Annotated in this window: 11 protein-coding genes, 4 tRNA genes and 1 pseudogene; 14 read left to right on the plus strand and 2 right to left on the minus strand. The window is 48.3% G+C overall.

Going from position 1 to position 13,451, the window contains the following annotated elements:
• Window positions 1-15: 15 nt before the first annotated feature.
• From DWX76_RS05310 to DWX76_RS05345, 8 genes and pseudogenes are all read left to right on the plus strand, one after another.
• Window positions 16-912, plus strand: coding sequence for a ribokinase (locus tag DWX76_RS05310; protein WP_118570242.1), 897 nt, complete (start codon window positions 16-18; stop codon window positions 910-912).
• 168 nt (window positions 913-1,080) lie between these two features.
• Window positions 1,081-2,451: a sodium-dependent transporter gene (locus tag DWX76_RS05315; protein WP_118570243.1), complete on the plus strand. Its 1,371-nt coding sequence runs from the start codon at window positions 1,081-1,083 to the stop codon at window positions 2,449-2,451.
• Window positions 2,452-2,826: 375 nt separating this feature from the next.
• A complete protein-coding gene (rsxC, locus tag DWX76_RS05320) occupies window positions 2,827-4,152 on the plus strand; it encodes an electron transport complex subunit RsxC (RefSeq protein ID WP_107001559.1) in 1,326 nt (441 codons plus the stop codon).
• Between the two features lie 13 nt (window positions 4,153-4,165).
• The gene (locus DWX76_RS05325; protein WP_107001558.1) at window positions 4,166-5,107 is read left to right on the plus strand and encodes an RnfABCDGE type electron transport complex subunit D; all 942 of its coding nucleotides are present in this window, start codon (window positions 4,166-4,168) and stop codon (window positions 5,105-5,107) included.
• Entirely contained in the window at window positions 5,107-5,715 is a 609-nt protein-coding gene (locus DWX76_RS05330) for an RnfABCDGE type electron transport complex subunit G (RefSeq protein ID WP_107001557.1), read from the plus strand. Before DWX76_RS05325 ends, DWX76_RS05330 begins: the two co-directional genes overlap by 1 nt.
• A 14-nt stretch (window positions 5,716-5,729) precedes the next feature.
• Complete coding sequence (locus tag DWX76_RS05335) at window positions 5,730-6,431, plus strand: electron transport complex subunit RsxE (protein ID WP_022359778.1); 702 nt, start codon at window positions 5,730-5,732, stop codon at window positions 6,429-6,431.
• The gene (locus tag DWX76_RS05340) at window positions 6,431-7,006 is read left to right on the plus strand and encodes an electron transport complex protein RnfA (RefSeq protein WP_107001556.1); all 576 of its coding nucleotides are present in this window, start codon (window positions 6,431-6,433) and stop codon (window positions 7,004-7,006) included. Before DWX76_RS05335 ends, DWX76_RS05340 begins: the two co-directional genes overlap by 1 nt.
• A gap of 15 nt (window positions 7,007-7,021) precedes the next feature.
• Window positions 7,022-7,812 (plus strand): annotated as a pseudogene (locus DWX76_RS05345) (RnfABCDGE type electron transport complex subunit B).
• Window positions 7,813-7,962: 150 nt separating this feature from the next.
• Here the strand turns inward: DWX76_RS05345 and DWX76_RS05350 are convergent.
• Together DWX76_RS05350 and ychF are read right to left on the minus strand one after the other, a co-directional pair.
• Complete coding sequence (locus DWX76_RS05350; RefSeq protein ID WP_022359781.1) at window positions 7,963-8,406, minus strand: hypothetical protein; 444 nt, start codon at window positions 8,404-8,406, stop codon at window positions 7,963-7,965.
• Between the two features lie 79 nt (window positions 8,407-8,485).
• A complete protein-coding gene (ychF, locus tag DWX76_RS05355) occupies window positions 8,486-9,583 on the minus strand; it encodes a redox-regulated ATPase YchF (protein WP_118570244.1) in 1,098 nt (365 codons plus the stop codon).
• 590 nt (window positions 9,584-10,173) lie between these two features.
• Between ychF and DWX76_RS05365 the strand changes: the two genes are divergently transcribed.
• The 6 genes from DWX76_RS05365 to DWX76_RS05390 all read left to right on the plus strand — a co-directional run bounded on the left by DWX76_RS05365 (window position 10,174) and on the right by DWX76_RS05390 (window position 13,089).
• A tRNA-Leu gene (locus tag DWX76_RS05365) sits at window positions 10,174-10,257 on the plus strand.
• A 4-nt stretch (window positions 10,258-10,261) separates the two neighbouring features.
• Window positions 10,262-10,345 (plus strand) — tRNA-Leu (locus tag DWX76_RS05370).
• A gap of 166 nt (window positions 10,346-10,511) precedes the next feature.
• Window positions 10,512-10,595 (plus strand) — tRNA-Leu (locus DWX76_RS05375).
• A 4-nt stretch (window positions 10,596-10,599) separates the two neighbouring features.
• Window positions 10,600-10,683, plus strand: a tRNA-Leu gene (locus DWX76_RS05380).
• A 99-nt stretch (window positions 10,684-10,782) separates the two neighbouring features.
• Entirely contained in the window at window positions 10,783-12,576 is a 1,794-nt protein-coding gene (locus tag DWX76_RS05385; RefSeq protein WP_118570246.1) for a S8 family peptidase, read from the plus strand.
• A gap of 174 nt (window positions 12,577-12,750) precedes the next feature.
• Window positions 12,751-13,089, plus strand: coding sequence for a hypothetical protein (locus DWX76_RS05390; RefSeq protein WP_118570247.1), 339 nt, complete (start codon window positions 12,751-12,753; stop codon window positions 13,087-13,089).
• Window positions 13,090-13,451 lie beyond the last annotated feature (362 nt).

A 13,451-nucleotide genomic window follows, 5' to 3' on the forward strand; every position in this document is an offset into this window, starting at 1 on the left:
AGAGAGGGGAGCAGAGTGAAGGTATTGAATTTTGGTTCACTGAATATTGATTATACGTATCAGGTGGATCATTTTGTAAGAGCGGGAGAGACGATGTCCTCCGAGTCACTGCAGGTATTCAGCGGCGGCAAAGGGCTGAATCAGTCGATCGCGCTGAGCAAGGCGGGCGCAGACGTATGGCACGCCGGAGCTGTCGGAGCCGGGGATGGAGATTTCCTCATCGAGCAGATGAAGAAGGCGGGCGTCCACACGGAGCTGATCGAGCATCTCGACGGGCAGACAGGACACGCGATCATTCAGAAAGATCCGGCAGGGCAGAACTGCATTCTGCTGTATGGCGGTGCCAACCAGCGGATCACGAGGGAAATGGTGGATCGCGTCCTGACACAGTTTGAGGCGGACGATTTCCTGATTTTACAGAATGAGATCAGCGAGATCGGCTATATCATGGAGAAAGCCCATGAAAAAGGCATGAAGATCGTTCTGAATCCGTCCCCGATGAATGCGAAGATCCTGTCCTATCCGCTGGAATATGTGGATTACTTCTTATTAAATGAGGTGGAGGCGTCGGATATCTGCGGCATTGAGGCAACCAAAGATCCGCAGACGCTGATGAACGGACTGGTAAAACAGTTCCCGGAGGCGAAGATTGTCCTGACACTCGGCGGCGATGGTTCCGTGTACCGCGATGGCGACACAGTCCTTCGTCAGGGAATCTATAAAGTGCCGGTTGTGGACACGACAGCGGCAGGCGATACATTTACCGGTTATTTTATTGGCGGCTTACAGCTCGGTGAAGACCCGAAGACGGCGCTGGAACATGCGGCAAAAGCGGCAGCGATCGCCGTTTCCCGCCCAGGAGCAGCTCCGTCGGTGCCGAACCGGGAGGAAGTAGAGACGTTTGAGGGATAAAAAGCACCTGAAAACTTGTCTTTTAAAACAGAATATAGTAAAATACCATTTGGTGGCGTTTCCGAAATTCGGGCTGGTACCGGGATTTGCGGAGGCGCCTCTTTTTGCGCCCGTCTGACTCTTGTCAGTGTGGGCCTGTAGAAATAAAAAAGGAGAAGGTAAGTAGAAATGGGAAGAGAACGTTTTTCCTCTCGGCTGGGATTTATCCTGATTTCCGCGGGCTGTGCGATCGGTCTGGGAAATGTGTGGAGATTCCCGTACATTGTCGGTCAGTATGGCGGCGCGGCGTTTGTACTGATTTATGCGGCATTTCTGGTGCTTTTAGGTCTTCCGATCATCGTTATGGAATACTCGGTCGGCAGAGCGAGCCAGAAGAGTGCGGCGCTTTCATTTGATGTGCTGGAGCCAAAGGGTACTAAGTGGCATTTTGAAAAATGGTTCGCGATGGCGGGCAACTATGTCCTGATGATGTTTTATACGACGGTAGCCGGATGGCTTCTGCTGTATGTGTTCAAGATGGCGAAAGGCGATTTCGTGGGTCTGGATGCGGACGGTGTAGCAGGGGAATTTGGCTCTGTACTGGCAAATCCGGGACTGATGACGGTATTTATGCTGCTCTGTGTCGTATTCTGTTTTTCCATCTGTGCGATGGGACTCCAGAACGGCGTTGAGAAGATCACAAAGATGATGATGGTCTGCCTATTATTCCTGATGGTTGTGCTGGCAATCAATTCGGTGCGGATGGAAGGCGGACGTCCGGGACTTGAATTTTACTTAAAGCCGGATTTTGGCAAGATTCAGGAGGTTGGTGTCGGCAAGGTCGTATTTGCGGCGCTGGGACAGTCGTTCTTCACGTTGAGTATCGGTATCGGTGCGATGGCGATTTTTGGAAGTTATATCGATAAAGAGCGCAGCCTGACCGGCGAGGCGATCAATGTACTGGTCCTTGACACGCTGGTAGCGTTTATGGCAGGACTTATCATTTTTCCGGCATGTGCGGCTTACGGCATCGAGGCAGGACAGGGACCAAGCCTGATCTTCATCACGCTGCCGAATGTATTTAACCACATGGCAGGCGGACGTTTCTGGGGCACGCTGTTCTTTGTCTTTATGACCTTTGCGGCGGCATCAACGGTCACAGCGGTATTCCAGAATATCGTATCCTTTGCAACGGATCTGACTGGCTGTTCGATCAAAAAGGCAGTCTGCGTCAATCTGGTGGTGATTACGGTCCTGTCGCTTCCGTGCGTGCTGGGTTTCAATCTCTGGAGTGGTTTCATGCCGTTCGGAGAGGGCAGCAACGTGTTGGATCTCGAGGATTTCATCGTCAGCAACAACCTGCTTCCACTCGGAAGTCTCGTTTACCTGATGTTCTGTACCAGCCGGTATGGATGGGGATTTGAAAATTTCCTCAAGGAGGCAAATGAGGGAAAAGGCGTGAAGTTCCCGCGCCAGGTGCGAGCGTATGTGACATATGTCATTCCACTGATTGTGCTGTTTATTTTTGTGCAGGGGTACTGGAGTAAGTTTTTCCAGTAGACTGTGCAGCTCTTTAGGTAACGAGAAAAAAGGAAAGTCCGGCAGAGGCAAACTCCGCCGGACTTTCCTTTTTTCGCCAAGGCTATTGACATAGTATTTAAGGGAAAGTTTTACGGGATTTTTACACAGTTTTGTTAATTCTGTATAAACAAAAGCTATATTATAACCATTTGTATTAATTTTTATACAGAGTGAAGGGGGCAGAAGATTCATTTTTCAATTGTGAATTTTTTTTACCTGTGTTATACTATACGCGGTAGATTCTAGCTCCTACGCCCGATAATATTTTCACAATTTCGGCAGAAAAGGCATCTGACGGGAGGTGAATGGGTGGAGGATGAAGGAAAATTTAGTAAGAGAAAGAGGGTTTAATTGATGGGTTTGGCTACATTTATAGGCGGCATTCATCCATATGAGGGTAAAGAACTGTCTGAGGATAAGCCGATCAAGGTTCTCGAACCGTTACAGGGCGAGATCATGGTTTATCCGCTGTCCCAGCACATTGGCGCACCTGCGAAACCACTGGTAGCGAAGGGCGATCACGTGCTGAAAGGCCAGATCATTGCAGAGGCAGGCGGATTTATTTCCGCAAACGTACTCAGTTCTGTTTCCGGTACGGTAAAGGGAATCGAGTCCAAGCTGGTTGCCAATGGTGCAATGGTTCAGTCAATCCTGGTGGAGAATGACGGTGAGGAAGAGGCGATTGAGGGCTTCGGAACAGACAGAGATGCAACAAAGCTGTCGAAAGAAGAGATCCGTAAGATCGTTAAGGATGCCGGTATCGTCGGCCTGGGCGGCGCTGGTTTCCCGACACATGTAAAGCTTACTCCGAAAGATGAGAACGCAATTGATTACGTTATCGTCAACGGTGCAGAGTGCGAGCCGTACTTAACCAGTGACTATCGTACCATGATGGAGCGTCCGGAGCAGATTATCGGCGGCCTGAAGGTTATGCTTCAGCTGTTTGACAATGCGAAGGGTGTTATCGGTATCGAGAACAACAAGCCGGAGGCTATCAAGAAGCTGACGGAGATGGTAAAGGACGAGCCGAGAATCGAAGTATGTCCGCTGCTGACCAAGTACCCGCAGGGTGGTGAGCGTACACTTATCTATGCAGTGACAGGACGTGAGATCAATTCTTCCATGCTGCCGGCAGATGCAGGCTGTATCGTAGACAATATTGATACCGTTGCTTCTATTTATAATGCAGTATGCAAGACAACTCCGCTGATCCGCAAGATCATTACGGTAACCGGTGATGCCATTGCAGAGCCGCAGAACTTTGAGGTACGTCTTGGTACCAACTATCAGAGACTGGTAGAGGCAGCAGGCGGCTTTAAACAGGAACCGGAGAAGATGATTTCTGGTGGTCCTATGATGGGACAGGCTCTTTTCAGCCTTGACTTCCCGGTAGCGAAGACTTCATCTGCTCTGACCACCTTTACCAAGGACCAGGTAGCAGCGATGGAGCCGTCAGCATGTATCCGTTGCGGACGCTGTGTAGGCGTTTGTCCGGAGCACCTTGTACCTCCGCTGATGATGAAAGCATCTACGGCTCACGATCTTGAGAAATTCCAGAGCTTAAACGGCATGGAATGCGTTGAGTGCGGATGCTGTGCATATGCTTGTCCGGCAAGACGGCCGCTGACCCAGGCATTCAAAGAGATGCGTAAGGCAGTAGCAGCCAGCCGCAGAAAGTAGGAGGTGGGAAGAAATGGAAAAATTATTAAAAGTATCGTCATCACCTCACGTTCGTGACGGAGTTACGACACAGCGCCTGATGTTTGACGTTGTGATCGCCATGATTCCTGCCAGTGTTTATGGTGTATGGCAGTTCGGCATGAATGCACTTCTGGTTCTGATCGCTACCGTGATCGCCAGTGTGGCAGCCGAGTATCTTTATGAGAAATTAATGCACAAGCCGATTACGATTTCGGACGGCAGTGCAGTTGTTACCGGCATGATTCTTGCACTGAATATGCCGCCGGAAATCCCGGTTTGGATCCCGGTTCTTGGTGCATTCTTTGCAATCATCGTTGTAAAACAGCTTTACGGTGGTCTGGGACAGAACTTCATGAACCCGGCACTGGCAGCCAGATGTTTCCTTCTGACTTCCTTCGCTCTGTTTATGAATAACTTCTCATCCGCAAAGCTTGGATTTGACAGTCTGACAGGTGCAACTCCGCTGGCACAGTTAAGAGCCGGTGAGACAGTGGATCTGGCATCCCTGGTAATCGGACGTATCCCGGGAACTATCGGTGAGGTATCTGTAATTGCCCTGCTGATTGGTGCTATTTACATGGTAGTCCGCAAAGTTATCAGCCCGGTTATCCCGCTGATTTACATTGGAACCGTATTTGTATTTACATTCCTGTTTGGTGGATTCAACCTGACCTATTCTCTCAGTGAGATCTGTGCAGGTGGTCTTATCTTCGGTGCATTCTTTATGGCAACCGATTATGTAACGAGTCCTCTGACTCCGAAGGGACAGATCGTATACGGACTGATCCTCGGAATCGTAACCGGAATCTTCCGTCTCTGGGGTGCTTCTCCGGAGGGCGTTTCCTATGCGATCATCTTCAGCAACCTGCTGGTACCGCTGATTGAGCGCTATACGCTTCCGACAGCATTTGGAAAAGGAGGTCAGAAGAAATAATGAACCAGATTATCAAAAATACAATCATCCTTTTCGTTATTACTCTGGTAGCTGGTATCTGTCTGGGAACAGTACATGATATTACGCTGGATCCGATTGCACAGGCACAGGAGGCAGCAGCTACTAAAACTTATCAGGAAGTTTACCCGGATGCGGCAAGCTTTGATGAACCGCAGGAGCTGGCTGACGCAGTAACTGCTGCAGCGGACAGCATCTCTGAGTGGGGATTTGGAAAAGTTACCATCAATGATGCAAAAGAAGCGCTGGATGCAAGCGGCAACCAGATCGGTTACCTGATTACCTCTACCTCCGCAGAGAGCTACGGCGGCAACGTGCAGATCGCAGTTGGTATCAGCAACGAGGGCGAGCTGACCGGTATCGGTTTCTTAAGCATCAGCGATACGCCAGGTCTTGGTATGAGAGCCAAAGAACCGGATTTCAAGGATCAGTTTATCGGCAAGAAAGCTGAGAACCTGGAAGTTACAAAGACAGGCGCGTCTGCAGATAATCAGATTGAAGCCATCAGTGGTGCAACGATCACTTCCAAGGCAGTCACCAACGCGACAGATGCAGCTATCTATTTCGTGGCTAACTGCCTGGCACAGTAGGAGGTGGAAAGATTATGAATAAATATGTAGAGCGCTTATATAACGGTATCTGGAAAGAAAACCCGATTTTCGTTCAGATGCTGGGTCTGTGTCCGACCCTGGCGGTAACCACTTCCGCCATCAACGGTGTCGGCATGGGACTTTCGACAACCGCCGTACTGATTGCGGCGAACTTTCTGATTGCATTGCTTCGTAAGATCATTCCGGACGGCGTGCGTCTGCCGGCAGAGATCGTAGTCGTAGCATCCTTCGTAACCATCGTAGATATGTTGATGGAAGGTTTCGTTCCAAGCTTATATGCTTCCCTGGGACTTTACATTCCGCTGATCGTAGTTAACTGTATCATCCTTGGCCGTGCCGAGGCATATGCTATGAAGAACGGTCCGATCCTGTCTGCATTTGACGGTATCGGTATGGGACTTGGATTTACAGTTGCTCTGGCACTCATCGGTTCTTTCCGTGAGCTTCTGGGTGCAGGTACTATCTTTGGTATCCAGATTATGCCGGCTTCCTATCAGCCGATCTCAATCTTCATCCTGGCGCCGGGTGCATTCTTCGTACTGGCTTGCCTGACTGCTCTTCAGAATCGTCTGAAGATGCCGTGTGCAACAAACGGTTCCGTAAAAGAGAAGAAGAAGGGTGGCTGCTGCAGCGGCGACTGCTTAAGCTGTGCTGGTCATGATGCAGAAGTTAAGAAGGAACAGGAGGAGAAGTGATGAAAGAATTACTTATTATTGCGATAAGCTCGGCGCTGGTCAGCAACGTCGTACTGAGCCAGTTCCTCGGTATCTGCTCCTTCGTCGGCGTATCCAAAAAAGTTGAAACAGCAGCTGGTATGGGTGGTGCGGTTATCTTCGTTATTACCATCGCATCCATCGTTGCAAACCTGATTTATCAGTTCGTTCTGGCACCGCTTGGTATCGATTACCTGAAAACCATCGTTTTCATTCTCGTTATCGCAGCACTGGTTCAGATCGTTGAGATGTTCTTAAAGAAGTGCATGGTTTCCCTGTATAACGCGCTGGGTGTATTCCTTCCGCTGATTACAACAAACTGTGCCGTTCTTGGTGTTGCCCTGACAAACGTCCAGAACGGATATGGATTTTTACAGAGCGTGGTAAATGGTGTTGGTACAGCCGTTGGTTATACCATCTCCATCGTGCTTCTGGCAGGTATCCGTGAGCACATCGAGGGAAATGATATCCCGTATAACTTCCAGGGATCTCCTATCGTACTTGTAACGGCTGGTCTGATGGCGATTGCATTTCTCGGATTTTCCGGATTACTGTAGAAGGAGGAGACGAAAATGGATATGAATTCAATCATTATCGCTGCTGTCGTGATCGCGGCAGTCGGCATCATCGTTGGTGTCGGTCTGGGTCTGTTCGGCGCGAAATTTAAAGTTGAAGTAGATGAAAAGAGGCAGCTGTTCGTGAAGAGCTGCCAGGCAACAACTGCGGTGGCTGTGGTTACCCGGGCTGTGATGGTCTTGCAAAGGCCATCGCAGAGGGCAAAGCTCCGGTCAATGCCTGCCCGGTCGGCGGCGCTCCGGTTGGCGAGAAGATCGCTGCTATCATGGGTGTAGAGGCTGGTTCCTCTGAGAAGAAGGTAGCTTTCGTTAAATGTAAAGGTACCTGCGACAAGACAAAAGTACAGTACGAGTACCATGGTATCGAGGACTGTGCGAAGGCATCCGTTGTACCGGGTGGCGGTGCAAAGGCATGTTCTTACGGCTGTACCGGCTTCGGTACCTGTGTGAAGGCATGTAAATTCGATGCAATCCACGTGGTAGACGGCGTAGCGGTTGTAGACAAAGAGAAGTGTGTAGCGTGTGGTGCCTGCGTGGCAGCCTGCCCGAAACACCTGATCGACCTGGTACCGTACAAGGCAAAACATCTGGTACAGTGCAGCTCCCACGATCGTGGACCAGCTGTCAAGGCAGCCTGCCAGGTTGGCTGTATCGGCTGTACGCTGTGTACCAAGCAGTGTAAGTTTGACGCAATCCATATGGATAACAACGTAGCTGTTATCGATTATGAGAAGTGCGTAAACTGCGGAGCTTGTGCAGCGAAGTGCCCGGTTAAGGTTATTCAGTAAATAACGTAAAAGAATACGGAAATAAAAAGTCCGGTTGAACCGTTTGAAAAGATGGTTCAGCCGGATTTTTTTGGTTAAAAGATAAGGTGCTTTTCTAAAGCATCCGATGAAGGGGTTCTTTGAAATTTTTGATGTTATGCTATACGAAATTTAAAGGATTGCTTTTGCTAATGCAGTATGTATCACATTTAATAATGCCTGCGAGGTATACTGGCTGCCACTTTCAAAGGAGAGATTTTCAAGCGATTGCGTGCTCACGATCTGCTCCGAGAGATGCGAAGCGGAAGAGGAGAGCAGTGGGTACATAGTTTCGATGGAGTCGCTTAAAGGACGGCAGGTAACAGAGGTGATCTGGGTGGAATCAACCGTGACTTCGACGTTGACTGCCTGGCTGCCGAGTGTCAGGGTAGAACTGTACATACCAGGCAGATAGGAAATGCCGGCCGCAGCGGGAGCGGAGGCGCTCTGCGTCTTCCTGCCCGGTCGGAACATGATGAGAAGAAGGGCGATGAGAAGAAGCCCCAGTCCGATAAAGATAGCAGTATAAATAATCTCTTTCATGCGGAGTACGACAATTTTTGTTTTTGAGCTCATAAAAAATCCCCGGAATTCGTTTAATACAGTGTATGAGCGAATTTCGGGGAAAATGTTTTTAAATTATATGGAAGGGGTATTAAACGTTAAATCGGAACAGCACAACATCGCCATCCTTCACCACGTAGTCCTTGCCCTCCATGCGTACCAACCCTTTTTCTCTGGCTGCATTGTAGGAACCGCAGTCTAAGAGATCCTGATAGTTGACTACCTCGGCTTTGATGAAACCGCGCTCAAAATCAGAGTGGATCTTTCCAGCTGCCTGCGGAGCTTTGGTGCCGACCTTGATGGTCCATGCGCGTGTCTCGGTTTCTCCGGCAGTCAGATAACTGATGAGACCAAGCAGACGGTAGCTGGCTGCGATCAGTTTTTCAAGACCGGATTCGGTCAGACCGAGATCTTCGAGGAACATCTTTTTCTCGTCCTCGTCCAGTTCTGCAATTTCCTGTTCAATCTGTGCACAGATAACAAATACCTCGCTGTCGTTCTCAGCTGCAAATTTGCGAACCTGTTTTACATATTCATTGGAAGCACCGTCATCTGCCAGATCATCCTCAGATACGTTGGCAGCGAAGATAACCGGTTTCCAGGTTAAGAGATCCAGCGTATTGATGAACGTGAGTTCATCCTCGTCCTCCGGCTCAAAGCTCTTAGCCAGATTGCCGTTTTCAAGGTGCGCATACAGTTTTTTCAGAGTTTCCAGCTCTTTTGCAAGGGATTTATTTCCCATGGCGCTCTTGGTGGTCTTGGCAATACGGCGTTCCAGAACTTCCATATCGGAGAAGATGAGCTCCAGGTTGATGGTTTCGATATCGCGGAGCGGATTGACGCTGCCGTCTACATGGATAACATTTGGATCCTCAAAGCAACGGACAACGTGTACGATCGCGTCTACCTCACGGATATTGGCAAGGAACTGGTTTCCAAGACCCTCGCCCTTGGAAGCGCCCTTTACCAGACCAGCGATATCAACGAACTCGATCACAGCCGGAGTGATTTTGGCAGAATTATAAAGAGCTGCTAACTGACCCAGACGCGGATCCGGAACCGGTACGACACCGACGTTCGGATCGATGGTACAGAACGGGTAATTGGCAGACTCAGCGCCAGCCTTGGTCAGAGAATTAAACAGTGTACTTTTGCCTACGTTTGGCAGACCTACGATACCTAATTTCATTTTATGATTTACCTATCCGAAAACCCTTTGCTTATCAGGATTTCCGCCTTTCTTTCGGTTTCTTATTGCGCCTTTTTACGCCCTTTTTGTAATGTTTCTTAATTTTAATGAAAGAAATCAATGCAACTATGTATTATAGCAGAAAGACAGCGCTTTTTCAATCTCAAAGGAGACATTTTGTGGCTATAGGAATGCAGAAATGGTTACTGTTCACAGGTAGGCACTTTTGGAACCGAAAGTGCCGTAAGAAAACGTGGTGGCAGCAGGAATTTGCCGTATTTAAATGCGAAGCCACGGCAAATTCCGTTACTGGGCACGTGTGCGTGAACAGTAACCAGAAATGTGTAATGGTTGTCTATTTTCCTGTTTAAGAAGTAAGAAAGGATTTTTTAAGGGAGCTGCGGAGTGGTAGGATAGGGCTGAAATACATGATTTTGCCGTAGAAAGAAACTATAAAAATATAGGAATAATTAGAACAAATAAAAAAAAATAAAAAAAACAAAAAAATGCTTGCATTCGCGGAGCGCCTGTGCTATACTAAGCTTCGTCAGTGAGTGACTCACTCGACAGGCAAAAATAAAAAGCAGTAAGCGGGAGTGCTGGAATTGGCAGACAGGCAAGACTAAGGATCTTGTGGGTGTATGCTCGTGTGGGTTCAAGTCCCATCTCCCGCAGTGAGCAGAAGTGGCGGAATTGGCAGACGCGCACGGTTCAGGTCCGTGTGATGGCAACATCATGAGGGTTCAAGTCCCTTCTTCTGCATGACTGATAGCCCGGTACAGAGATGTGCCGGGTTTTTGCTATACTCTGATTCAATAAATTCAGATATAAATTTGCGGAAAACAGGCTTGCAATTTAAATGAAATTGTGCTATACTACTCTTTGTCGGTGAGAAAATCATCGAATAGAGAAAATTGAAAAACAGTAAGCGGGAGTGCTGGAATTGGCAGACAGGCAAGACTAAGGATCTTGTGGGTGTATGCTCGTGTGGGTTCAAGTCCCATCTCCCGCAGTAAGCAGAAGTGGCGGAATTGGCAGACGCGCACGGTTCAGGTCCGTGTGATGGCAACATCATGAGGGTTCAAGTCCCTTCTTCTGCATGATCGATAGCCCGGTACAGAGATGTACCGGGTTTTGTTTTGTTAAAAAAATAGATAGAATATGATGCTGGGATTTGCCATATAAGCATAAACTGTAAAATGAGTGAATTAGTGAATGGCAAGAGCCAGAAAAAAGAAAACCTTTTAAACTTGTCTTTGGATGCGACAGAAGCGGAACGGGAAAAGTCCCCGGCACTTCAGATGGGATACGACCAGAATACGAAACGCTGGGAATTAATCATTCAATATAATGGAACTGTGGAAAAGTTGCAGGAACAGCTGCCGCAGGCGGAAATATATCCACTTTCCGGCGGCTACGCGATTGTGCGGCTCCCTGAATCGCAGGTGGATGATCTGGCAGGATTATCACAGGTTGAGTATATAGAAAAGCCGAAACGTCTTTATTTTGAGGTGAATCGGGCGATTCGTGATACCTGTATTGCGCCGGTGCAGAGCGGAAATCAAGTCTCTCAAAATGTGTATGGCAGAGATGCTGATTTAAGTGGTCGCGGCACATTGACTGCCATCATCGATTCTGGAATCGATTATTTCCATCCGGACTTTCGAAACGCAGATGGAACGACGCGCATCGCCGCACTCTGGGATCAGGAGCAGAACCGGATTTATACGCGGGAGGAGCTCAACCGGGCATTGGAGGCGGGCAGCCGGGAACGCGCTTACGAGATCGTCCAGTCGCGGGATGTGAGCGGGCACGGGACGGCAGTTGCGGCGATTGCAGCCGGAAATGGCTGGGAGGGCGGCGGACACTACCGGGGAGTAGCCTGGGAGAGTGAACTTCTGGTCGTGAAGCTTGGAACGCCGCTTGCGGATTCATTTCCCAGGACAACAGAGCTGATGCGGGCGTTGGACTATGTGGTGGGAATCGCACAGGAATGGCGGATGCCGGTGGCGGTGAATCTGAGCTTTGGAAATACATATGGTTCGCATGACGGAACCAGCCTGCTGGAGACGTATCTAAATTCGATGGCAGAGCGGGGGCGGACTTCCATCATCGTGGGAACCGGAAATGAAGGATACAGCATGGGACACCGGGCGGGATTTCTGCAGATGGGACGTCCGGTGGAGATAGAGCTTGCAGTGGGGGAATATCAGACGGGCTTCGGTGTGCAGCTATGGAAATTGTATCAGGACCGGTTTTCAGTAGAAATTTTCAGCCCGGGCGGCAGCAGCGCCGGGCTGATCCGGGAATCATTGGGAGCACAGCGGCTTTCCTATGAGACGGAAGAGATTCTTCTATATTATGGGATGCCGAGTCCATACAGTCAGGCGCAGGAGATTTATCTGGATTTGATTCCAAAAGGAACCTACATTCAGGACGGGCTCTGGAAAATCCGTCTGATTCCAGAAGAAATACGGGATGGTCAGTATGATCTGTGGCTGCCAGCGGGCATGGCACTGAACAGGGAAACACGTTTTTTGGCGGCATCGCCGGACACGACGCTGACAATCCCATCGACCGCCAGCCGGGCGATCTCGGTGGGGGCGTACGATGACGCCACGCAGGCGTATGCAGATTTTTCCGGTCGTGGATTTGCAAGATTGGGGCATCCGATCAAACCAGAGCTGGCGGCACCTGGTGTAAATATCATAACCGCCCGCGCAGGCGGCGGATATGAGGCAGTGACAGGAACTTCCTTTGCCGCTCCATTTGTGACCGGATCGGCGGCTCTGATGATGCAATGGGGGATTGTAAATGGGAACGATCCCTATCTGTATGGGGAGAAGCTGAAAGCATATCTCATCCGCGGGGCGCGGAGTCTGCCGGGGGAGACGGTATATCCGAATGAGCGGTTGGGGTATGGGTCGGACGTTATAATAAGGTTACATGGAAGAAAGTCAGTAAAATCAAGTGTTTCCGTTCATTTTTCCTAATAGAAATGAAACGCTTTCTAAATTATTTTGAGAAAAATCTGCCCGGGTTGGACTTGGAATGATGTGGCAGGAGAGAGTGTGGCAATGACGTTCGAGGGGGAATAGTATGTTCTCATATTCACAAAATGTAAATTTTATGATAACATACACTTATATTACATGAGGGGGAGAGGTATGGAGGTATTTTGGATTACAATTATAATAATTACAGTGCTTGTAGCAGTTTTTTCAATAATAGCATTTAAGATAGGAAATAAGAAACTTAAGCAATTACAGAGATACTGGGATGTTGAAATTGGTATGTCTGAAAATAATATGTTAGATATCATGGGTGACGGTTATAACAGAAGCTTGTTGAAGAATAATCGCATAAAATATGAATGGCGTATAAATGCAAAGAGCTATGGAACATCATATAAAGGGGTTAGCACGAGAACTTATTATGGAGTAAAGAAAGTAACTATTTACACGAAGGATGGGTTTGTAGAAGAAGTAAAGCCTTATAATGTGTAAAGCTAAAAGCAAAGTCGCAGTGGAAAATTCCATTGCGACATTTTTATAGGAAAATTGAAATATAACAGCGAAAAGTGAGAACATTATAAAATGGTGGAAAGATCTACCCAGGTTGAATATGAAATGATGTAAGGTGAGCGGTTGTAGTAATGACGTAATATGAACTAGCGATTTTGAGAGTAAAGAAGGAGAGGAGTTGTGGTTATAAACAAAATAATTTGAAAATATGAAGTTCGTGGAAAATAAGAGATTTCACAATTTTTAAAATGTGGTAAAATTTATATAAATGTAAACAGGGGGAGTTTAAGATGATAATGTTTATACTTGCGATAATTATTGCTTTTACGATTTACTTCATAAAG

Origin of the sequence: Clostridium sp. AF21-20LB (assembly GCF_003478795.1) — a bacterium.
In the GTDB taxonomy this organism is placed as follows: Bacteria; Bacillota; Clostridia; order Lachnospirales; family Lachnospiraceae; genus Otoolea; species Otoolea fessa.